The organism is Comamonas sp. UBA7840 (genome assembly GCF_002501455.1).
Lineage (GTDB): Bacteria > Pseudomonadota > Gammaproteobacteria > Burkholderiales > Burkholderiaceae_C > Comamonas > Comamonas jiangduensis.
On the sequence record NZ_DLTI01000015.1, the window covers coordinates 116,811 to 138,992 of the forward strand.

Annotated in this window: 16 protein-coding genes; 4 read left to right on the forward strand and 12 right to left on the reverse strand. The window is 60.0% G+C overall.

Annotated features, from left to right (window positions below):
* Positions 1 to 33 precede the first annotated feature (33 nt).
* The 6 genes from B3R00_RS04350 to B3R00_RS04375 all read right to left on the reverse strand — a co-directional run bounded on the left by B3R00_RS04350 (position 34) and on the right by B3R00_RS04375 (position 7,749).
* Positions 34 to 1,341 (reverse strand): ABC transporter substrate-binding protein, encoded by a 1,308-nt coding sequence (locus tag B3R00_RS04350; protein WP_219162994.1) that lies wholly within the window; start codon positions 1,339 to 1,341, stop codon positions 34 to 36.
* Between the two features lie 135 nt (positions 1,342 to 1,476).
* Positions 1,477 to 2,793: an ABC transporter substrate-binding protein gene (locus tag B3R00_RS04355; protein WP_286997644.1), complete on the reverse strand. Its 1,317-nt coding sequence runs from the start codon at positions 2,791 to 2,793 to the stop codon at positions 1,477 to 1,479.
* A 141-nt stretch (positions 2,794 to 2,934) separates the two neighbouring features.
* The gene (locus B3R00_RS04360; RefSeq protein WP_284213745.1) at positions 2,935 to 4,011 is read right to left on the reverse strand and encodes a branched-chain amino acid ABC transporter permease; all 1,077 of its coding nucleotides are present in this window, start codon (positions 4,009 to 4,011) and stop codon (positions 2,935 to 2,937) included.
* 37 nt (positions 4,012 to 4,048) lie between these two features.
* Positions 4,049 to 4,978, reverse strand: a complete 930-nt coding sequence (locus B3R00_RS04365) for a branched-chain amino acid ABC transporter permease (RefSeq protein WP_286997646.1) — start codon at positions 4,976 to 4,978, stop codon at positions 4,049 to 4,051.
* A 25-nt stretch (positions 4,979 to 5,003) separates the two neighbouring features.
* On the reverse strand, positions 5,004 to 5,789 hold the full coding sequence (locus B3R00_RS04370; protein WP_219162990.1) for an ABC transporter ATP-binding protein: 786 nt from the start codon (positions 5,787 to 5,789) through the stop codon (positions 5,004 to 5,006).
* Positions 5,790 to 5,814: 25 nt separating this feature from the next.
* The gene (locus tag B3R00_RS04375) at positions 5,815 to 7,749 is read right to left on the reverse strand and encodes an AMP-dependent synthetase/ligase (RefSeq protein ID WP_286997649.1); all 1,935 of its coding nucleotides are present in this window, start codon (positions 7,747 to 7,749) and stop codon (positions 5,815 to 5,817) included.
* A 288-nt stretch (positions 7,750 to 8,037) separates the two neighbouring features.
* Here B3R00_RS04375 and B3R00_RS04380 point away from each other — a divergent pair, with 288 nt between their 5' ends.
* Positions 8,038 to 8,793 (forward strand): Crp/Fnr family transcriptional regulator, encoded by a 756-nt coding sequence (locus B3R00_RS04380; protein WP_286997651.1) that lies wholly within the window; start codon positions 8,038 to 8,040, stop codon positions 8,791 to 8,793.
* Between the two features lie 64 nt (positions 8,794 to 8,857).
* Positions 8,858 to 10,201 carry a hypothetical protein gene (locus B3R00_RS04385; protein WP_286997652.1) on the forward strand — a complete coding sequence of 448 codons (1,344 nt, stop codon included), beginning with the start codon at positions 8,858 to 8,860 and terminating at the stop codon, positions 10,199 to 10,201.
* 184 nt (positions 10,202 to 10,385) lie between these two features.
* On the opposite strand, the gene aqpZ is transcribed toward B3R00_RS04385, so the two are convergent.
* The 4 genes from aqpZ to B3R00_RS04405 form a co-directional block, all read right to left on the reverse strand.
* Positions 10,386 to 11,090, reverse strand: a complete 705-nt coding sequence (gene aqpZ, locus B3R00_RS04390) for an aquaporin Z (protein ID WP_286997653.1) — start codon at positions 11,088 to 11,090, stop codon at positions 10,386 to 10,388.
* Between the two features lie 193 nt (positions 11,091 to 11,283).
* Positions 11,284 to 12,423 (reverse strand): alpha-hydroxy acid oxidase, encoded by a 1,140-nt coding sequence (locus B3R00_RS04395; RefSeq protein WP_286997654.1) that lies wholly within the window; start codon positions 12,421 to 12,423, stop codon positions 11,284 to 11,286.
* Entirely contained in the window at positions 12,423 to 13,103 is a 681-nt protein-coding gene (locus B3R00_RS04400) for a Fe2+-dependent dioxygenase (RefSeq protein WP_286997655.1), read from the reverse strand. The genes B3R00_RS04395 and B3R00_RS04400 overlap by 1 nt, the downstream gene beginning before the upstream one ends.
* Before the next feature lie 145 nt (positions 13,104 to 13,248).
* On the reverse strand, positions 13,249 to 15,510 hold the full coding sequence (locus B3R00_RS04405) for a TonB-dependent receptor (protein ID WP_286997657.1): 2,262 nt from the start codon (positions 15,508 to 15,510) through the stop codon (positions 13,249 to 13,251).
* Between the two features lie 225 nt (positions 15,511 to 15,735).
* Between B3R00_RS04405 and htpG the strand changes: the two genes are divergently transcribed.
* A complete protein-coding gene (gene htpG / locus B3R00_RS04410; protein WP_286997658.1) occupies positions 15,736 to 17,682 on the forward strand; it encodes a molecular chaperone HtpG in 1,947 nt (648 codons plus the stop codon).
* Between the two features lie 183 nt (positions 17,683 to 17,865).
* A complete protein-coding gene (locus tag B3R00_RS04415) occupies positions 17,866 to 18,306 on the forward strand; it encodes a hypothetical protein (RefSeq protein WP_286997659.1) in 441 nt (146 codons plus the stop codon).
* Here the strand turns inward: B3R00_RS04415 and B3R00_RS04420 are convergent.
* Both B3R00_RS04420 and B3R00_RS04425 read right to left on the reverse strand, forming a co-directional pair.
* On the reverse strand, positions 18,303 to 19,250 hold the full coding sequence (locus B3R00_RS04420) for a diguanylate cyclase (protein ID WP_286997660.1): 948 nt from the start codon (positions 19,248 to 19,250) through the stop codon (positions 18,303 to 18,305). The genes B3R00_RS04415 and B3R00_RS04420 overlap by 4 nt on opposite strands.
* A gap of 5 nt (positions 19,251 to 19,255) precedes the next feature.
* Positions 19,256 to 22,066: a hybrid sensor histidine kinase/response regulator gene (locus B3R00_RS04425; protein ID WP_286997661.1), complete on the reverse strand. Its 2,811-nt coding sequence runs from the start codon at positions 22,064 to 22,066 to the stop codon at positions 19,256 to 19,258.
* Between the last annotated feature and the right edge of the window lie 116 nt (positions 22,067 to 22,182).

Consider the following 22,182-nt stretch of genomic DNA (forward strand, 5'->3'; position numbering starts at 1 on the left):
CCGGTGCTGTAAACAGGGGTGGGGCTGCAGGGATTAGCTGCAGCTACGCACTTGGATGTTTTTGTCCTTGGCGTACTTGTCGGCGTATTCCTTGACCAGTGGGTCGATCAAGGTCTTGTCGGCCTGGTACCAGTCCGATGTCACAACCCACTTGCTGCCGTTCCACTGCGCAATGCGGGCCCAGTCGGTGCCCAGGTGGTTGTCACAGCTGGTTTTGAAGGGGCGCAGCATCTTGCCAAAACCCAGCTCGTTCAGGCGCTCCTGGGTCAGGTTCAGGTTCTCCATGCCCCAGCGGATTTGCTCGGGCGTCATGACCTTGCCTTTGCCATATTTTTCTTGCGCCGCGCGAATGCCTTCGACTTGCAGCATGGCAATCATCATGCCGCGCGTGTGCGCCAGTGCGCCCAGTTCCTTGGCATCGCTGGCGGCGCCTTGGCCCTTGTCATAGAGCATGGCCTTGACTTCGTCGTGCACCTTGTCGCGCTCGGCCGTGTTGTGGATGGTGACGGTGTTGTAGCCCTTGGCGCCGTCAATGCCTTTGACGTCGTGGTCAGAGCCGCCCCACCAGATGGCGTACATCTTCTCGCGCGGGAAACCGGTGGCTTGTGCCTCGCGGATGGCCGTGGGCGTCATCACACCGGCAGACCACAGAATCACGTAGTCGGGGCGACCTTGGCGGATTTGCAGCCAGGTGGCTTTTTGCTCCACGCCGGGCGCGGTCACAGGCAGCAAGCTCAGCTCAAAGCCTTCTTTGGCTGCACGCTTTTGCAGCAGTGGAATGGGCTCTTTGCCGTAAGGGGAGTCGTGGTAGACCAAGGCAATTTTCTTGCCTTTGAGGCTGCCTTTTTCTTTCTTCAAGATGTCTTGAACGATGGAATCCGCAGCCGTCCAGTAGGTGCCCAGCAGCGGGAAGTTCCACTCAAACACGCGACCATCCACCGACTGCGACAGGCCATAACCGGGGGTGACCACGGAGACTTTGTCGATGGGCGCTTTTTCGGTCACGGCAAAGGTGATGCCGGTGGACTGGGTGTCAAAACCTGCAGCACCGCTGCCTTTGCCTTTAAGGCGCTCATAGCATTCCACCCCACGGCTGGTGTCGTAGGCGGTTTCGCACTCTTCATAGGCGATCTTCACGCCATTGATGCCACCTTTGGCGTTGACCAGCTTGAGGTAGTCCAGCTTGCCGTCGCCCCATGGAATACCCAGGGGGGCAAACTGGCCCGTACGGTACGAAAGCAGCGGCACAAATTGCTCCTGCGCCTGCGCACTCGCGCTGGCGGCAAAGCCCATACCCGTCAATGCGAGCAAGGTGGCCGCTGTCAGATGGTTGAATTTCATGCTTGTCTCCTGTGGTGGATGAAATGCCCGGAGGGAACATGGCATGCACACCCCCGTGCACACGCCATGGTTTCTGCGCAGAGTTGCCGTGCCCACCGCCCTCTTCTGTGGAGGGCTGGATGGCACGCTGGGCTCTTATTTGCAGTCGGTGCGGCGGGAAATTTTCTTTTCCGCCAAATACTTATCGCCATGCTCCTTGACCAGCGGGTCGATCACGCTCTTGTCGGCCTGGTACCAGTCGGAGGTGTACTTCCAGTCCTTGCCGTCCCAGGCGTACACGCGGGCGCTGCTGGAGCCCATGTGGTTGGCGCAGGAGGTCGCCAGCGGCTGCATCACGCCCTCAAAGCCCAGCTCTTTCAGGCGGTTGGCATCCAGCTTCAGGTTTTCCATGCCCCAGCGCACTTGCTCGCCGGTCATGACCTTGCCCTTGCCAAACTTCTCTTGCGCTACGCGCACGGCTTCAATGGCCAGCATCTGGGTGATCACGCCGTGCACATACAGCACTTCGCCCACTTCGTTGCGTGCGCCCGTGCCTTGCTTGGCGTCGTGCACGTGCTTGAGGATGTCTTGCATGACCTTGGAGCTGGTGCCGTGGCTGTACAGCGACAAGGCGTTGAAGCCCTTGGCGCCTTCGCCGACGTCACGCACTGCAGGTTCGGTGCCGCCCCACCAGATGCTGTACATCTTCTCGCGCGGGAAGCCGGTGGCCTGCGCCTCTTTCAGTGCGGTGGTGTTCATCACCCCCCAGCCATACAGCACCACGTAGTCGGGGCGGTTTTGGCGCACTTGCAGCCAGGTGGATTTTTGCTCCACACCAGGTGCGGTCACGGGCATCAGCTGCAGGGTGAAACCATGCATCTGCGCACGCTTTTCCATCAGCGGAATGGCGTCTTTGCCAAAAGGACTGTCGTGGTAGACGTAGGCAATTTTTTTGCCTTTGAGCTTGTCCAGACCGCCGGCTTGCTTGCCAATGTGCTGAATCAAAATGTCAGCGCCGGTCCAGTAGCTGCCCAGGAAGGGGAAGTTCCACTGAAAGGCGTTGCCGTCCTGGGAGATGGACAGGCCGTAGCCTTGGGTCATCAGCGGGATTTTGTCGACGGGTGCTTTTTCCGTCAGCGCAAAGGTGATGCCAGTGGCCAGAGGCTCGACCACAGCCACGCCGGGGCGGGTTTTCAGGCGCTCGTAGCATTCCACCCCACGGTCGGTGGCGTAGGCGGTTTCGCACTCTTCGAAGGTCAGCTTGACGCCGTTCACGCCGCCGTCGCGGGCGTTGATCATCTTGATGTAGTCCACCTTGCCGTTGGACCATGGAATACCGTAGGCCGCGTAAGCGCCGGTGCGGTAGGTCAGCTGGGGAAAGAACTGCTCAGCGGCTTGTGCTGCTGCGCTGGACACAAAGCCGGCACCCGCTGCTGCCAGCGTGGCACTCAGAATCAGACGTTGCATATTCATGGGGGAATGTCTCCTCGTGGTGAAAGTAATGACGCTTGAAATCAGAGCTGCTTGCGCTTGTGAATCAATGGTTTCAGATGGTTTTGATGCTGAAAACCTTGTTTCATAAGCGCTGGCAGCTACTTTTTTAGCAATTGCTGCTTAGTGCGGGAAGGGCCATACGCGCATCTTTTGCTTGCCGGTAGACCACAGCTTGGCGATACCGTGCGGCTCCACAATCAGGAACCAGACGATCAGTGCGCCGAAGATGATGAATTCCGCGTGCGAGATGCCGGCGGTAGAAATCGACATGCCAAACAGGCTGGCCAGTGCGGGCAGCACCAGGTTCAGCACAATCGGCAGCACCACGATGAAGGCGGCGCCAAAGAAGCTGCCCATGATGGAGCCCAGGCCGCCGATGATCACCATGAACAGCAGTTTGAAGGAGATGTCCACCGAGAAGGCGGCGGGCTCCCACGCGCCCAGGTGCACAAAACCCCATAGCGCACCGGCCACACCGACGATGAACGAGCTGACCGCAAACGCGGAGAGCTTGGCGTACATGGGGCGAATGCCAATCACGCTGGCGGCCACGTCCATGTCGCGAATCGCCATCCACTCACGGCCAATGGCGCTGCGCACCAGGTTTTTGGCCAACAGGGCCAGCACCACCAGGACGGCCAAACAGAACAGGTACTTGGACTGGGCCGACTGAATGGCCATGCCAAACACTTCCAGGTTGTTCACCGACACGGAGCCCGAGGGCGAGTCATTGGTGAACCACTTCACGCGCAGGAACATCCAGTCGCTGAAGAACTGTGCCGCCAGCGTGGCCACTGCCAGATACAGGCCTTTGACGCGCAGGCTGGGCAGACCAAACAAGATGCCAAAGAAGGTGGCGCACAGGCCGCCCAAAATCAGCGCGGGAATCAGCGGCATATCGGGCACGCGCGCCACAAAGTTGTAGGCGCCGTAAGCCCCCACCGCCATGAAGGCGCCGGAGCCCAGCGAGATTTGGCCGCAGTAGCCCACCAGAATGTTCACCCCCAGTGCTGCCAGCGACATGATGACCAGCGGGGTCAAAATGGCGAGGTAGAAATAGTCGGTGGCGAACATGGGTACCACCAAGAACGCCACCGCAATCAGCGCCCAGATGGCGATCTTGTCTTGCCGGATGGTGAAGATTTGCTGGTCAGCGCGGTAGCTGGTTTTGAACTGACCGTTTTCACGATAGAACATGGTTGTTGTCTCCTGATGGCTCTATGGGTTGGACCGGTCAGACACGGTCAATAATCTTCTCGCCGAACAGCCCTTGCGGACGGAACAGCAAGAACACCAAGGCCAGCACATAGGCGAACCAGATTTCGATACCACCGCCCACATAGGGGCCCAGATACACCTCGGACAACTTCTCGCCCACACCGATGATCAGGCCGCCGATGATGGCGCCGGGCACCGAGGTCAAGCCGCCCAAAATCACCACAGGCAGTGCGCGCAGTGCGACGGTGGTGAGCGTGAACTGCACGCCCAATTTGGAGCCCCAGATCATGCCGGCCACCAAGGCCACTACACCGGCCACGCACCACACAATCACCCAGATGCGGTTGAGCGGGATGCCGATGGATTGCGCGGCCTGGTGATCATCTGCCACCGCGCGCAAAGCACGGCCCGTGCTGGTTTTCTGGAAGAAGACGGACAGTGCCGCCACCAAGCACGCCGCAATCACGGCGGCGATGACGTCTTCTTGGTTGATCATCACGCCGCCGTCAAACACGCTGTCCAAAATGAAGACAGGGTCTTTGGGCATGCCAATGTCGATTTTGTAAATCTCGCTGCCAAACAGCGTCTGGCCTACACCTTCCATGAAGTAGGTGATGCCCAGCGTGGCCATCAGCAGCGTGGCGGCATCTTGGTTGACCAGGTGGCGGAGTACCAGGCGCTCAATCAGCCAGGCGCTGATGAACATGATGCAAGCGGCCAAGATAAAGGCCACCCCATTGGCGAAGATCTTGTTGTCAATGCCCGTCCACTGCGGCACCCATTCCGCAAAGCGTGCCATGGCCAGTGCTGCAAACAGCACCATCGCACCTTGGGCAAAGTTGAAAACGCCGGAGGCTTTGTAGATCAGCACAAAGCCGAGTGCTACCAGCGCGTAAAGCATGCCGGCCATCAGGCCGCCAGACAGAGTTTCTAAAAAGAATGCCATTGCGTGTCTCCCGTGTTCCGTTGCATTAGTGGCTGGTGCCCAGATAGGCACGGATCACGTCTTCGTTGTTGCGCACTTCGTCGGGGGCGCCATCGCCAATCTTCTTGCCGTAGTCCAGCACCACGACGCGGTCCGAGATGTCCATCACCACGCCCATGTCGTGCTCGATCAGCACGATGGTGGTGCCGAACTCGTCATTCACGTCGAGGATGAAGCGGCACATGTCCTGCTTTTCTTCCACGTTCATACCGGCCATGGGCTCGTCCAGCAGCAGCACTTGCGGCTCCATCGCCAGGGCACGGCCCAGGTCCACACGCTTTTGCAGGCCGTAGGGCAACTGGCCCACGGGCGTCTTGCGGAATGCCTGAATTTCCAGGAAGTCGATGATGTGCTCGACAAACTCGCGGTGCGCAATCTCTTCTTTCTCGGCAGGCCCCCAGCGCAGGGCCTGCATCAGCAGGTTGCTCTTAATTTTGAGGTTGCGGCCGGTCATGATGTTGTCGATCACGCTCATGCCTTTGAACAGCGCCAGGTTCTGGAAGGTGCGGGCCACGCCCATCTCTGCCACCTGGCGGCTGTTCATGTGGTCAAACTTTTTGCCGCGGAAGGTGATGGAGCCTTCCGAGGGGGTGTACACGCCGTTGATGCAGTTGAGCATGGAGCTTTTGCCTGCACCGTTGGGGCCGATGATGGAGCGGATCTCGTGCTCTTTGACGTTGAACGAGATGTCCGTCAATGCCTTCACGCCACCAAAGCGCAGGCTGATGTTCTGGATGTCCAAAATGACATCGCCAATCTTTTTGTCTGTCATGGCTGCGGTTCTTTCGTTCTGGGGGTCAGGCAGCGGTGCGTGATGCCGGGAAGCGCCGTGCATCCTGAATTTGCAGCGTGGCGCTGACACTGCCCGTGCGGCCGTCCTCGAACTTCACCTGGGTTTCGATGAACTGCTCGGTCTTGCTGCTGTAGAGCGCATCAATCAACACCCCGTACTTTTCGGCAATGAAGTTGCGGCGCACTTTGCGGGTGCGCGTCAGCTCATCGTCATCGGGATCCAGCTCCTTGTGCAGCACCAAAAAGCGTGCGACTTGGGTGTCTGACATGCCAGCCTCGGTGGCCAGGTCGGCATTCACCTGCTGGATGCACTCAGTGATCAGCTCCAGCACCTTGGATTTGGACGCCAGATCGACATAGCCGCCGTAGGGAATGCCTTGGCGCTCGGCCCAGTTGCCCACGGCCTCGTAGTCGATATTGATGAAGGCACACACCTGATCTCGGCCATTGCCAAAGCACACGGCCTCCTTGATGTGCGGGAAGAACTTGAGCTTGTTCTCGATGTAGTTGGGCGCAAACATGGCGCCGGTGTTGGTTTTGCCCACGTCTTTGGCACGGTCGATGATGCGCAGGTGCCCGTCTTCATCCAGCACGCCGGCATCGCCGGTGTGGAAGTAGCCGTTTTCATCAATCACTTCGGCCGTGGCGTCAGGGCGCTTGTAGTACTCCTTGAGTACCGAGACGCCCTTGACCAGCACCTCGCCGTTGTCGGCAATCTTCAGTTCAATGCCGGGGGCTGCCTGGCCCACCGTGTTGAGCTTGACCTGACCATTTTTCTGAATGCAGACATACGCACAGGTTTCCGTCTGGCCGTACAACTGCTTGAGGTTGATGCCGATGGAGCGGAAGAACTTGAACAGATCCGGCCCAATCGCCGCGCCTGCGGTGTAGGCCACGCGAATGCGCGACAGACCCATCACATTGCGCAAGGGGCCGTAGATCAGCAAATCACCCAGGCCGTATTTGATGCGGTCCAGCATTCCCACGGGTTTGCCGTCCAGAATGTCTGCCCCTACGCGTTTGGCAAGGGTCATGCATTTTTCAAACAGCCATTGCTTGGGCTTGGCGGCGTCTTCCATGCGGATGGAGACGGAGGTCAGCATGCCTTCAAACACCCGGGGTGGCGCAAAGTAATAGGTAGGACCAATCTCGCGCAGGTCGATATTGATGGTGCTGGCTGATTCGGGGCAGTTGATGGTAAAGCCCGCCACCATCCATTGCGCCACGGAGAACAGGTGGTCGCCCACCCAGGCGGGGGGCAAGTAAGAGATGACGTTGTCGCTGGGGTTCAAGCCATCGACTTCAACACCACCTCGGGCGGAGCCAATAAAGCTGGCATGCGTTTGGCACACGCCCTTGGGCTTGCCGGTGGTGCCGGAGGTGTAGAGGATGACGGAGACATCATCTGCCTGAACAGCGTTGGCCATGGCTTCCCATGCGCCAGGGTGGTCACGGTCCCATGCTTGGCCCAATTGCTTGAGCTGTTCGGTGCTGATGAGTCCCGGCTCGGTGTATTTGCGCAAGCCACGAGGATCGTCGTAGATGATGTGCTGAATGCTGGGCACGGTTTCGCGCACTTCCAGCAGCTTGTCGACTTGCTCTTGGTTTTCGGCAAACGCAAAGGCAATGTCTGCGTCTTGCATCACAAAACACATCTCTTGTGCGACCGCGTCCTGGTACAGCGGAATAGGCACGGCGCCTATGCTTTGTACGGCCACGAAGCCCATGTACAGATGGGGGCGGTTATCACTGATAAAGGCCAGATTCTGGCCTTTGGCCAAGCCCAGCGCGGCCAGCCCACAAGCCATATGGCGCACGTCTTGGGCTACTTCCGCCCAAGTCCAGGTTTGCCAGATGCCGTATTCCTTCTCGCGCAGAGCCGCAGCGCCCGGCCTTTCGGCAGCATGCTGAAGTAGCAGGTGCGGAAATGTTGTTGCCATTGCAGATCCTCAAAGTTTCATTCAACCAGGAGCTAAATGAACGAGCGGCCAAAAGAGCGCGTCAAGTTCACGAACTAAATTCATCGTAGGCAGCACTTTGACGTTTTCTTGTCTTTGCAACGACTTTCTCGGGAAAGACCTAATCGGGTTTTTACGCGTGCTTTGTCGTCATATGGCCTCTTTTTGTGTGCATTTGATTTGCATCAGGGCCTGGTGCGAAGAGCGGCTTGCTTTGTCGTGGCAAACCCCATTGCCACGACAAAGCTGCCGCGCACATGCTTGCGACTTATGAGCCCCAGCACTTCCTTGTACCAACGTCGACGTGTCGCAACGCCTGAAGAAATCGAAGCGATTCCGTGGATGCATTCATTGCTGCCCCGCGAGCGCGAGCGCGCCATTGCCGCACTGCAGGTGACGCCTGCATGTGCCGGGGAATATGTCTGCCATGCAGGCCGTACCGTGACGTACTGGCTGGGGCTGATTGATGGCTTGCTCAAAATGAGTGCCGATAACGCCGATGGCCTGACTATGACGTTCACCGGTGTGCCGCCGGGCGGCTGGTTTGGGGAGGGCACATGCATCAAGCGCGAGCCTTACCGCTACAACATTCAGGCCCTGCGCAAAAGCCTGATTGCAGGCATCCCGCTGGATACCTTCCAGTGGCTGCTCGATAACTCATTGGGCTTTAACCGGTTCATCATGAACCAGCTCAATGAGCGGCTGGGCCAGTTCATTGCCGCACGTGAAATTGACCGCATCAGCAACCCGGATGTGCGCGTGGCACGCAGCCTGGCGGCCCTGTTCAACCCAGTGCTTTACCCCGGCGGCAGCAGTGTGCTGCGTATTACCCAGCAGGAGCTGGCGTATCTGGTGGGCCTGTCGCGCCAGCGGGTGAATGAAGCGCTGGCGACGTTGGAAAGCCATGGTGCCATTCAGGTGGAATACGGCGGATTGCGGGTGATGGATTTGCAGGCTTTGCGCGAAGCACGTTTTTGTGCCGCCAAGCGCCCAGCCGTGACAGAGAGTTACGTTCACAGGGCATAGTCTGAGCGGCCAGCAAGGCTGTGCAAGCGGAGTGACAATAGCCCCCTAACTCCAAGAGCCGAGCATGTCTTTCAAAGACCACCCCCATTCCCGAGGCCCTGCCAAAGATGGCGCCTCCCGTTCCGACCGACCTGACGGTGAGCGCTCCGAGCGCCGTGGCGGTGATCGCCCTCGTGGTGGTCCATCTTTTGGCGCACGCGATGAGCGCGGCCCCCGCCGCGAAGGCAACTTTGGGGGCGATCGCCCCCGTTTCAATGACCGCAACGACCGTGGCCCCCGCCCTGAAGGCGGCTTTGGCGGCGGTGATCGTCCGCGCTTTAACCGCGATGAGCGCGGCCCGCGTCCAGAACGCAGCTTTGGCGACCGTCCACGCCGTGAAGAGGGTGGCTTTGGCCAGGCTGACCGCCCGCGTTTTAATGATGCGGAGCGCGCGCCCCGCCGCGAAGGTGGCTTTGGTGGTGACCGCCCCCGTTTTAACCGCGATGAGCGCGGCCCGCGTCCAGAGCGCAGCTTTGGTGACCGCCCACGTCGTGAAGAGGGTGGCTTTGGCCAGGCCGACCGCCCGCGTTTCAATGATGCGGAGCGCGGCCCCCGCCGCGAAGGTGGCTTTGGTGGTGACCGCCCCCGTTTTAACGACCGCAACGACCGTGGCCCTCGCCCAGAAGGCGGCTTCGGTGGTGGTGACCGCCCGCGTTTTAACCGCGATGAGCGCGGCCCGCGTCCAGAGCGCAGCTTTGGTGACCGTCCACGCCGTGAAGAGGGTAGTTTTGGCGGTGGTGACCGCCCCCGTTTTAATGACCGTAACGACCGTGGCCCTCGCCCAGAAGGCGGCTTCGGTGGTGGTGATCGACCCCGCTTTAACCGCGATGAGCGCGGCCCGCGTCCAGAGCGCAACTTTGGTGACCGCCCACGCCGTGAAGAGGGTGGCTTTGGCCAGGCCGACCGCCCGCGTTTCAATGATGCGGAGCGCGGCCCCCGCCGCGAAGGTGGTTTTGGTGGCGATCGCCCTCGCTCCAATGAGCGCAGCGACCGCGGCCCGCGTCCAGAGCGCAGCTTTAGTGATCGCCCACGCCGTGAAGATGGTGGCTTTGGTGGTGGTGACCGTCCCCGTTTTAACGATCGCAATGACCGTGGCCCTCGCCCAGAAGGTAGCGATCGCCCACGCTTTAACAAAGACCGTGGCCCGCGTGATGAACGCAAGCAGGGCGACCGTCCCCGCTTTAACAAGGGGGGCGATCGTCCCAACGCGGTACGTGAAGAGCGCCCTGACTACGCCAACAGCGTAGGCGAGGTACGCCGCTCCTTCAGCGGTATTCGCACCTACCGTGCGCCTGCCGAACTCAAGGGCAAGGCTGCGCCGGTAAAGGTGATTCGTCCAGAAGACAATCCGGGCGACGACAGCAAATAAAGAGAGCGCCTGGCGCTTGATAAACCTGCATTTCAGATATAAAACCATCTGAAACCAAGAAAGGGAGCGCGCAAGCAGCTCCCTTTTTTATGTCTGTGCATGCGTGCTCTCTGGCGCCAACCGGCATGGCGGGTTGTGGGCGACCGCCAGCAGCCAGGCCCAAGCCGCATGGCGCTGGCTGGGTTCAATCGTCGGCGCGGTTGGCCAGCAGGCTTTTGTAGATCACGGCGCCGATGATGGCGCCGACGATGGGGGCCACCCAGAACAGCCACAACTGGCTCATGGCAATGTCGGGGCCAAATACGGCCACGCCGGTAGAGCGCGCGGGGTTGACCGAGGTATTGGTGACGGGAATACTGATGAGGTGAATCAGCGTCAGGCACAGGCCAATCGCTAGCCCGGCAAAGCCGGCAGCGGCTCGTTGGGCTGTGGCGCCCAAAATCACCACCAGGAACAGTGCGGTCATGACGACTTCGGTGAGCACTGCCGCAGACAGGTCATAGCCACCGGGCGAATGTGCACCAAAGCCGTTGGTGGCAAAGCCACCCAGGTCCGCACCGGCTTTGCCCGTGGCAATCACGTACAAAATGCCGCCGCCCACGACGGCGCCCAGCACCTGGGCGATCACATAGCCGGGGAGCTCGGCCCATGCAAAGCGCCCGCCCATGGCCAGCCCCACGGAGACTGCGGGGTTGAAATGCCCGCCAGAGATGGGCCCCAAGGCGTAGGCGCCGGTCACCACCGTCAAACCAAATGCCAGTGAAACACCTACCAGGCCGATCCCGATTTCTGGGAACGCCGCCGCCAGTACGGCACTGCCGCAACCGCCCAGGGTGAGCCAGAGCGTGCCAATGAATTCAGCCGACCATTTTTGAACTGAGGTGTGCATAGCGCCTCCTGCACAAGATGCGGGGTGGATGCGGGCAGGACATCTGCCCGCTGTGGTGCATCCTAGGCAGGCGGGGGCGTGCGTGGGTGAGATGTAACGGTCAAAAATCGTCTTTCGAGGCGCGTGCAGCGCCTTTGTGACGCACGTAACATTTTGAAATGCCGTCTGTCGGGTTGAGGCTCGGGCTGTGGAGTTAGCGCGGCCACAGGGTGTCCGGCGTAATGTCGGCCACCCGTGCGCAGCCCAGATGTGCCATTGCCAGCTCCAGCTCCGCCCGCAGCAAATGCAGCAGATGGGCCACGCCCAGCAGGCCTGCCGTGGCCAGCGCATGCATTTGCGGGCGGCCAATCAGCACAGCATGGGCGCCCAGCGCCAGCGCCTTGACCACGTCCGTGCCATAACGCACCCCGCTGTCTACCAGCAAAGGGGTGCCAGCGCCCACCGCGGCCGCGATGGCGGGCAGCACTTCCACGGGACTGACAACACCATCCAGCACCCGCCCGCCGTGGTTGGATATGACCAGCGCATCCGCACCGTATGCCACCGCCTGGCGCGCCTGTGCGGGCGACAAAATGCCTTTCACGATCAGTGGCAGCTGGGTGTGCGCGCGCAGCCAGCGCAGGTCGTCCCAGCTCGGGGCCTGTTGCATCAGCGGTGTGCCAAACAACATCGGGCCTTGCAGTGCACTGGTGTGCGTGGCGCTGGGCATGTCGCGCAGGTTGGCCGCCTCTACGCCGTAGGGCAGCGCAAAGCCCGAGCGTTTGATGGACGCGTCCACCGTCCAGACGATCGCGGTGTAGCCCGCAGCTTCTGCACGGCGAATGAGTTGCAGGCTGTGCGCACGGTCAGGCTGTAGATACAGCTGAAACCAGCGGGGTGCGCCTTGCTCCATTTCAGCCGCTGCCGCCTGGCCAGCTTGGGCAATGTCTTCCAGGGTGTAGCTGGACAGGGTGCTCACCAGCATGCCGGTTTGCAAGGCGGTGGCTGCACGCACGGTGGCCAGCTCACCCTCGGGGTGTGCCAGGCACTGGTAGGCCACGGGGGCGAGCAAGATGGGGCTGGCCAAGTCGTGGCCCAGCAGCGTGGTGCGGGTGTGGGCGTTCCCCAGGTCGGCAATCGGCTGGGGCAGCAGGCGCAGTCCATCCCAAGCCTTGCGATTGTGGGTGAGTGTGAGGTTTTGGTCTGCTCCGCCTTGAATGTGTCGCCACGCATGCGCCTCGATGTAATGGATGGCATGGCGCTCATAGTCTGCGGCGCAGGCGATGTCTGCAGGTATCTGGCTGTGCGCTGCACGCACCGGCGCTCCCAAGGCGTTGAGTTGGGGGGGGTGCATCAGGCCTCCGACCACATGCGCAGCAGGTTGTGGTAAGTGCCCGACAGTGCCGAGAGCTTGGGATGCGCGGGATGGTCGGCAGTGAGTTGCTGGATGGACTGGTCCAAGTCAAACAGCAGCCGGCGCTGCTCGTCAGACTTGATCAGGCTTTGCGTCCAGAAAAACGAGGCATAGCGCGTGCCACGGGTGACGGGGTTGACGCGGTGCAAGCTGCTGCCGGGGTAGACGATGGCGTCGCCCGCCGCCAATTTCACGCTTTGGTGGCCGAAGGTGTCTTCGACGATCAGCTCGCCCCCGTCGTACTCGTCAGGCTCGCTGAAGAACACGGTGGTGGAGACATCGGTACGCACCTTGGTGGCCGTGCCCGAAATGACGAACAGGGCGTTGTCAATGTGGTTGCCGTAGGTGCCGCCGCCTTCGTAGCGGTTAAAGCGGGGGGGCAGCACCCGCAGGGGCAGCGCTGCCGATAAATACAGCGGGTTGTGCCCCAGCTTGTCCAAAATCAGATTCCCCATCTGGGCGGCCAAGGGGCTGTCCACTGGCAGTTGCAAATTGCTTTTCACCTGGGCAGCCAAGTGGCCCGCAGTCAGGCGGCCGTCTTGCCAGTCTGCGGCCTCCATGGCTTGGCGGTATTCGCGAACTTCTTGCGCAGAAAGCAGGGCAGGGATGCGGAGCATCATGGTGAAGAACCTTTCAAAACACCGACCCCAGCAGGGGCGTGCGGCAATCAGTATCTACGTCAAAACCCCGCAGCAGTGCAGGCTGGCGGGGCTTGGTGGGGTGTGCAACTGGCCCTGGTCAAAACCGGGGCCAGGGTTGTGTGCATCAGTAGGTGAATTTCAGCGCTGCGACGGCAGAGCGGCCAGCACCCAAGGTGGCATAGTGCGGGGAATTGGCCGAAGCGTAGTATTGCTTGTCGCCCAGATTCATCACATTCAACTGGAACGTCACATTGGGGTTGATGACGTAGCTCAGCATGGCGTCGTAGCGGGCGTAGCCGCTGACTTGGCGAATCAGCAACGCATCACCGTTATCCGCGTAGCTGGCATTCATGCTGCTTTGCGCATATGCACCCAGGCCCAAAGTGAGCTTTTGTGTGGGCTTGTAAGTGGCCCACAGACTGGCGCTGTGCTTGGGTGTACCGGGGAAGGCCATGCCCGTGCCAGCTTTGGGTTTGCCTGCACTGGTCAAGCCGATGTCTTTTTGCTCGCTATCCATGAAGGTGTAGCCAAAGCTCACATCCACGCCGGGCGCAACGCGTCCTGCTACCCCCAGCTCCAAGCCATTGATAACTTTTTGGCCCGACATGCGCGCGTAGTTGTTGCTGCCTACGCCATCGGTCACCCGTGCGTCGGTGACTTCATTGCGGAAGATGGCTGCGTTGACGCTCAGGCGCTGTTCCAGCAGTTCCCATTTGGTGCCAAATTCGATGGAGCGTGTTTTCTCGGGCTTGAGGTCTTCCGCATTCAGGGTGCCTCGTGTGCCCGTGCTGTTATTGATCGCGGTGTTCCCATCCAGGCCCAGATTGCTGTTGCCGGGCGTGGACGAGCTGCCCATTGAGGCATACAGATTGCCCTGCGGGGTGAGCTTGTACACCACGCCCAATTGGTAGTTCAGCAACGTGTCTACACGCTCAAAGTTTTCGGTGGTCGTGCTGGCGCGGGTGCGGTAGTGGTCCAGGCGCAGGCCGGTGTTCAACAGCCAGCGGTCGTTCAAGTCGATGGTGTCAAAGCCATAGAGCGACAGTGTGTTGGACTGGAACTGGTTGGTGATGGGGCCTTTGACAATCGTGCCGCTAAATACACCGCCGGGGTTGCTTAAGCTGGTGCAGTATTGCGCATTGGCGCCGGTGCAGGCTGCCGCGTTGCTGCTAAAACCTGTGCCCGTGTAGCTGCCGTACTCCGAGGCTTCGTGTGCAATTTCTGCGCCGAAGGCAAAGCGGTTTTTCAGGCCCAGCCAGTTGCTTTGCCCCGTCAACTCGCTGACGTTTTGCCATGTTTGTGTTGCAGAGTGGCGGGTGTTGTAGCGGCGAAATACCTGTCCGGATGCCACATTGCCCTTGCTGTCATCGGGCTGGGCCCAGATGTACTGCTGGGTGGAGTCCGTATAGCGCAGGGTGTTGCGGAATCGGTTGGTGTCGCTCAGGTCGTGCTCGTAGTTGACCGTGAACACATCGCTGCGCTCCTTTTGCATGTCCAGGCCGCGCAGACCGTACCAGTTTTCGCGATTGCCGCCGGTCGTAGGCTTGATGATGTGCGTGCCACTGGTGGGGTAGGTGGCGGGGCGATTGAAGGGCATGCCGCCATCTGGCACATCGTCGGTTTCCAGATGCTGCAAAGACAAGGTCAGGCGATCGGGCGTGTTCAGGCCAAACGTCACCGAAGGGGCAATCCCCCAGCGCTGGTTTTCGGGGCCATTACGACCGGGTACATCCGCGTCATGGGCCATGGCATTCAAACGCAAGGCCGTGGTTTCACCCAGTTTCCAGTTGCCGTCCAGGGTGGCGCGTTTGTAATGGTCGGTGCCCAGGCCCACATCACCCGAGATGAAGTTTTCGTTTTTGGGTTTTTTGGTGCTCATGTTGATGGAGCCACCAGCCCCACCACGGCCTGCGTAGGCCGAGTCAGAACCCTTGACGATTTCAATCGCTTCGAGGTTGAACACTTCACGGGCGGAAGGGGCGATGTCACGCAGGCCGTCGATGAAGATGCTCGACTGTGCATCGCTGCCGCGCATGAAAGGCCGGTCGCCGGAGGCACTGCCGCCTTCGCCGGAGCCAAATGTGATGCCCGAGCTGCCTTTCAACGCATCTTTCAAGCTGGTTGCGCCGGTTTGCTTGATGACTTCTTCGCTGATGATTTGCACGCTCTTGGGCGTTTCTTTCAGCGGAGCCGTGAACTTGGAAGAGACGGCTTCGTCGACTTTGACCGGGCTGGTCGCAGCCTCTTTGACGGTTACGGTCGACAGGGTGGCGGTTTCCTGGGCGAAAGCGGACGCACCCACGAAGCACAGGCCAGTGGCAAGAGCCAGCTGGGTGAGTTCGCAGTGCAGTCCCGCCTTGTTGGATGTTTTTGCGGCGTTGGACATGAAAATTTCAGTATGAGCGCCCCAGCGACATGTGGGGCAGGCGCAATTCTATTGTTGATTGAGAATAATTCTCTTTCGCCTTTCTGTTGTTGTGGTGAGAGATGTTGCTACATGGCAACAGCACAGTGGCCTTGAATTCTGGGCGCCAGCCCCTATCTGGCTGGCTGTGCCAGCGTGCTGGCTCTGCATAATCGATGTTTCCGTCAGACAGTCAAAGATCAAACGATGAGTAAGCAAACCCATTCTTTTCAAGCAGAAGTAGCCCAACTGCTGCATCTGGTCACGCATTCGCTGTATTCCAACCCTGAAATCTTTGTGCGAGAGCTGATCTCCAACGCATCGGACGCCTGCGACAAGCTGCGTTTTGAAGCGCTGAACGACAGCAGCCTGTATGGCGACCAGCCCAATCTGGAAGTGCGCCTGTCCTTCGACAAGGATGCCAAGACCATCACCATTGCTGACACCGGCATTGGCATGAGCCAGCAGGAAGCGATTGAGAACTTGGGCACCATCGCCAAAAGCGGCACCAAAGCCTTTATGGACAAGCTCAGCGGTGACCAAAAGAGCGATGCGCAGCTGATTGGCCAGTTTGGTGTGGGCTTTTATTCGGGCTACATCGTGGCCGACAAGATCACCGTGGAATCGCGCCGCGCAGGCCTGCCTGCCAGCGACGGCGTGCGCTGGGTCAGCGGTGGCACCGGCGAGTTTGAGGTCGAGCAAATCGAGCGTGCGCAGCGCGGCACCAGCATCACGCTGCACCTGCGGGATGACGCCGAGGAATTCTTGAACGGCTGGAAGCTCAAGCAGCTGATCACCAAGTACTCCGACCACATCAGCCTGCCCATCTTGATGGAAAAGGAAGAGTGGAAGGACGGCGAGAACGATCAGCCCGGTGCCATGGTCAAGACCGGCGAGTGGGAAACCGTCAACAAGGCCAGCGCCCTGTGGACCCGCGCCAAAAAGGATGTGACCGAAGAGCAGTACAAAGAGTTTTACAAGGCTATCAGCCACGACTACGACGATCCGCTGAGCTGGAGCCACAACCGCGTGGAAGGCAACACCGAGTACACGCAACTGCTGTACATCCCCGGCAAGGCCCCGTTTGACCTGTACCACCGTGAGAAGAAGGCGGGCGTGAAGCTGTATGTGAAGCGCGTCTTCATCATGGACGACGCCGAAGCGCTGCTGCCCGGCTACCTGCGCTTTGTGAAGGGCGTGATCGACTCGGCCGATTTGCCGCTGAACGTGAGCCGCGAGCTGCTGCAGGAAAGCCGCGACGTGAAACTGATCCGCGATGGCTCAGTCAAGCGTGTATTGAGCATGCTGGAAGACCTGGCCAAGCACGACAAGCATGAAGCATCCACCGACGCCGACGGCGTGACCGACGTAGTCAGCGAAGAGGACAAAGCCAAGGAAGGCAAGTACAGCCAGTTCTACGCCGAGTTTGGTGCGGTGCTGAAAGAAGGCTTGGGCGAGGACTTCGCCAACAAGGAGCGCATTGCCAAGCTGCTGCGCTTTGCGTCGACCACTTCTGACACTGTGTCTGTCTCGCTGGCCGACTACAAGGCGCGCATGAAGGAAGGCCAAGAAGCCATCTACTACATCACCGCCGAAACGCTGGCCGCTGCCAAGAACAGCCCACAGCTGGAAGTGTTCAAGAAGAAGGGCATTGAAGTCCTGCTGATGACCGACCGCGTGGACGAGTGGGCATTGAACTACCTGACGCACTTTGACGGCACACCGCTGCAGTCGGTAGCCAAGGGCGCCGTAGACTTGGGCAAGCTGCAAGACGAAGAGGAAAAGAAAGCTGCGGAAGAAGCCGCTGAAGCCTTCAAACCGGTGTTGGCCAAGCTCAAAGAAGCGCTGAAAGACAAGGCCGAAGACGTGCGCGTGACCACACGCCTGGTGGACTCACCCGCCTGCTTGGTGGTGACCGATGACGGCATGAGCCAGCAATTGGCCCGCATGCTCAAGCAAGCGGGGCAGGCCGTGCCGACCTCCAAGCCGGTGCTGGAGGTCAACCCCGAGCACGCCTTGGTGAAGAAGCTGGACGGCAGTGTGCACTTCCATGATCTGGCGCACATCTTGTTTGACCAGGCCCTGCTGGCCGAAGGCGGCATTCCGGAAGACCCCGCTGCCTACGTCAAGCGTGTGAACGCGCTGCTGGTGTAAAAGTTTTTTACACCCACACCCATAGCCTCGGCAGTGCAAGCTGCCGAGGCTTTTTTTATAAGCGTTTTAGGCTTCTTGTGCTTATAAATAAAGCGCTGGCAGCTATGGTTTTATTCCCGCGTTCGCATGCCGTGCAAGCTGGGTTGCAGTGCGTGCCCCCGCAGATTTGCGCACAATGCAGGGATGAAAAAACTGTGGATTTCCATCGCTCTGCTGTCCTTGCTGGCGGGGTGCTCTACCTCGGCAGGTGTCGGGGTGGGTGTGCCCGTGGGGCCGTTTCGCATCGGCGTGGGTATGGGAACCGGGGGCGTATCTGCAGGCGTGGGCACCGGTGTGGGGCCGGTGGGTGTGGGCGTCGGGGTGAACCAGCGCGGGCAAGTGACGGGGAGTGCCGGTGTCGGGGCATCCGTGCCTGTGGGCGGTGCGAGCGTGGGGGCGGGCGTTGGAACTTCAACGGTCTTGCATGACCCCAAGGCTGGTTCTGCGTCCAAGGCGGAGCCTGCTGCAGCGCCTGACACTGCGCGGCCCTCCTCGGCGCCCGCTGCATCGGGCGCCGGTGCTGTGCAGTGGCGCGATGCGCAAGGCAATCTGGTGCCGGAGTGCCGGGTGCGTGGTGGCTGCTAATCGTCGCTCACGATGCGGTTGCGGCCACCACGTTTGGCACGGTACAGGCGCGCATCGGCAATCGACAGAATTTGCTGGCTATGTCCCAGCTGATGGGGCAGCTCTGAAGCGACACCGATACTGACCGTCACAAACGCTGCGGCCTGCGCTTGTACATGCGGCAAGCGCAGCGCTGCAATTGCTGCCTGAATGTCGTGGGCCAGTTTCAAGGCACCATCCAAGGTGGTATCGGGGAGCAGGCACACAAACTCTTCTCCGCCATACCGGGCGACCATGTCGCCGGGGCGATGGAGGCACTGCGCAATCGCGTGGGCCACTTGCTGCAGGCACTCATCGCCATGCACATGGCCGTAGTGATCGTTAAAGGCTTTGAAGTCATCCACATCCAGCATCAGCAGCGCCAGTGGCTGGTTGTGGCGCTGCATGCGGCTGAATTCACGCGTGAGCATGGTGTTGAAGTAGCGGCGGTTTGCGATGCCTGTTAAACCATCAGCATGCGACAGCCGCTCTAGCAGGTTGCGCTGTTGCGCCAATTGCAAATGATTGCGCACGCGTGCCAGCAATACGGCAGTGCGAAAGGGCTTGGCAATAAAGTCTGCGGCCCCCATGTTCAGGCCTACTTCTTCGGCACTGGCATCAGAGATACCCGTCAAAAAGATTACCGGGATGTGCGCGGTGCGCGGCTCATTTTGCAGGCGGCGAAACACCTCAAAACCGTCCATTTCGGGCATGAGTACATCCAGCAAAATCAAATCTGGATGGTATTGCAGCGCCATCTCCAGCCCCTTTTGGCTGGATGTCGCGGTTTGCACATCACACAGCGTACCTACGACACTCGCGATCAGTGCAGCATTAATTTCCACATCGTCAATCACCAGCACTTTTTGTGCTTGTGTCGCGGACAGCAGCTGTGGGTGAATGGGCAACCAACTTGCGTAGGGCATGGCGCTTAATGGTGGGGTGAAGTGGTCGTGCAGTAGGCCTGGAGTTCGAGCACGCCAGCCTCGGCGGATTGGGCTACATGGTGTGCCAACTCCATGGCGCGCTCCGAGTCCGATGCTTTTAACGCGGTAGTCAATGCGGACGACAGATGGCCCAGGCGCATCAGCCCGAAGGTCGCTGCTGTGCCCGTCAGCTTATGCGCTTGCGCACGCATGGCTTGCCAGTCATGTTGCAGCGCCAGTGCAGGAAGTTGGCGGGCACGCTGTAGGCTGTCATGGGAGAACTGGTTGACCAATTGCTGCAGTTTGGCGCTATCAAACAATTGGGCCAGTGCATCGATGGCGCTGGGCTCAAAAACGGGGGGTAATGCGGCGGCCTGCCGATGGGTGGCGGAGGGCGCTTCGGAGGTAGGCCCTGCACTGCCCAGCCATTCTTGCAATGCATGGTGCAGTGCAGATTCCAGCAAAGGTTTGCTCAAATGCGCATTCATGCCGGCCGCATGGGCGCGTTCTACGTCTTGCACCGCGGTGTGTGCAGTCATTGCAATGACGGGCAAATGTGCAAAGCCCGGGCGTTGGCGCAGCGCCTGGGTGGCGCTGAGGCCATCCATGTGCGGCATTTGAATGTCCATCAGCACGCAGGCGTAGTAGCCGGGGCCTGCGTGCTCTAGCCGCTCCAGCGCCTGCAATCCGTCTTCGGCAACTTCCGTTTGCAGGCCCAGTACATGCAGCATGCCCTCAGCCACGGCGCGGTTGAGGGGGTTGTCATCCACCACCAAAATGCGCAATCCCTGCCAGGTATTGGCAGGGGTGTGCGACTGCTGCTGGAGTGCCGGCGTTTGCGTGGGGGCGTGGACGTAAGAGCGCGCAGGCTCCAAGACGGCAGTGAACCAGAAGGTGCTGCCTTGGCCCAAGGTGCTGTGCACCCCGGCCGAGCCACCCATCAATTGCGCCAGGGCGCGCGAAATGGTTAAGCCAAGGCCTGTGCCGCCAAAGCGCCGCGTGATGGAGTTATCGGCTTGCTGGAAAGCTTCAAACAACAAGGGCAAATGGTCTGCCGGAATGCCGGGGCCGGTGTCTTTGACGCTCACGTGCAGCACGATGCGGTGCAAGGTGCTGCTGGCATCCAAGCGCAAGGCAATGTGAATGTGCCCGGACGTGGTGAACTTGATGGCGTTGTTGATGTAGTTCAGCAATATCTGCGCAATGCGATGGGGGTCGCCGCGCAGGTGATCGGGCACCTCGCGTGCCATTTTGTAGTTGAGTGACAGCCCTTTTTTGCTGGCATCTTCATGGCACATGCTGAGCACATCTAGCACCACGTTCTCCAAGCTGAAGTCAGTGCTCTCCAGCTTGAGCTGCCCCGCATCAATCTTGGAGAAGTCTAAGACTTCATTGACGATGCCGCGCAAATGCTGGCCCGCTCGCAAGATGTTGTAGAGCTGCTCACGCTGAGGCTGCGGCAGATCGGCTTTCAGCAGCAGCTGCGTCAGGCCCAAAATGGCATTGAGGGGCGTGCGAATTTCGTGGCTGATGCTGGCTTGCAGGGTGGAGCGCTCTGCCGCGCTTTGCTCCGCATGGCGTTTGGCTTTTTCGAGTGCGCGCGACTGCTGCATTTCTTTGGTGACGTCCAGCCACACGCCATTGAAAGTAATGCTGCCGTCGCTTTCTTGGTGCGGGTTGGCGCGGGTTTTGATCCAGCGGGTGACGCCATCGAGCATCACGATGGACTGATCAAAGTCCACAGGCGTCAAGGTCCGTGCACTTTCCGCAAAGTGTTGTTCGGCCATGCGTGTGGCCTGCTGGTCGTGATGGCGAATCACTTCGGCGGCATGAACAATGCCCGTGTCTGCATCGGAGGGCATGCCCATGAGTTGCGCCCACTGCGGGCTGGCAAAACGCAGGCGCAGTGCCCCGCCCGGCGCGAGCTTCATCTGGAAGACGGCACCGGGCAACGCGCTGGTGAGTTGCTGCAATTGTTCAGTCAGCAAGTGGTTGTGCTGGTGCAAGGCAAGCTCGCGCTCGAGCTGTGCCGCTTCTTGCAAGGCCGTGGCAAAGCTTTGCAAGGTGCGCGCCATGGTGCCGATTTCATCGGCGCGATCTTGGTCGGCAATCTGGAGGTGGTAGTCGTGCCTGCTCATGCGTTGCATGCTGGCAGTAAGACGGCCAATCGGTTGCGATACGTGGCGCAGGGCAATCCAGGCCGCACATGCTGAAATGGCCAGCACGCTCAACCAGCCGGCCAGCGTGGTGGTGGTGATGGCGGCTTGGGTGCTGTGCTCTACATCCTGCGACGTGGCCTGGAAAAACGTTTGGCTTTCCGTGCGCAGCATATGGACTTCGGTCAGCAGATGGGTCAGCGCAGGCGTAAAGCTTTGGCTCAGCACGATCAGCGCGTGCTGCGCCTGCCGCTGCAAGCTGGCGGTGACGACGCTGCGCCCCGCCGCAAACATATGGCGTGACTGGGTGAGCACTTGGTCCAATTGCAGTTCATGCTCTGGCAGTAGGGCATAAATTTCATGCAAATTGGCCTCAAAGCGTTGCTGCATCAGCGCGAGGTGCTCTTGAGATAGGAGTATTTGGTCCTCATGGCTTGCGGTGAGCACCGTATGCACCAAGGCAGACACCTCCGCGAGGTGTTGCCGCACCAAGGCCACGCGGCTGGTGGTTGCGTCTTGTTGCGCCATCAACTGGTGGTAGCGCGACTCAATGCGCTGCATGTGCCAGGTGGCATAAACCGTGATCGTGGCAGAGGCAACCCCCATCAAGGCGACCAGCAGCACGATTTTGGCAGTCAAACTGAGAGAAAGGTGCTTCATGGGGAGCGATAGCGGTCGGCGCGTGGACTGTCAGTCGAAGGAATCGGAGACGCAAGCATACGGCCTTGCGGCCCTGCAAGGCTAAAACAGATCGCGATGTTGGCAGTCTGCGGCTG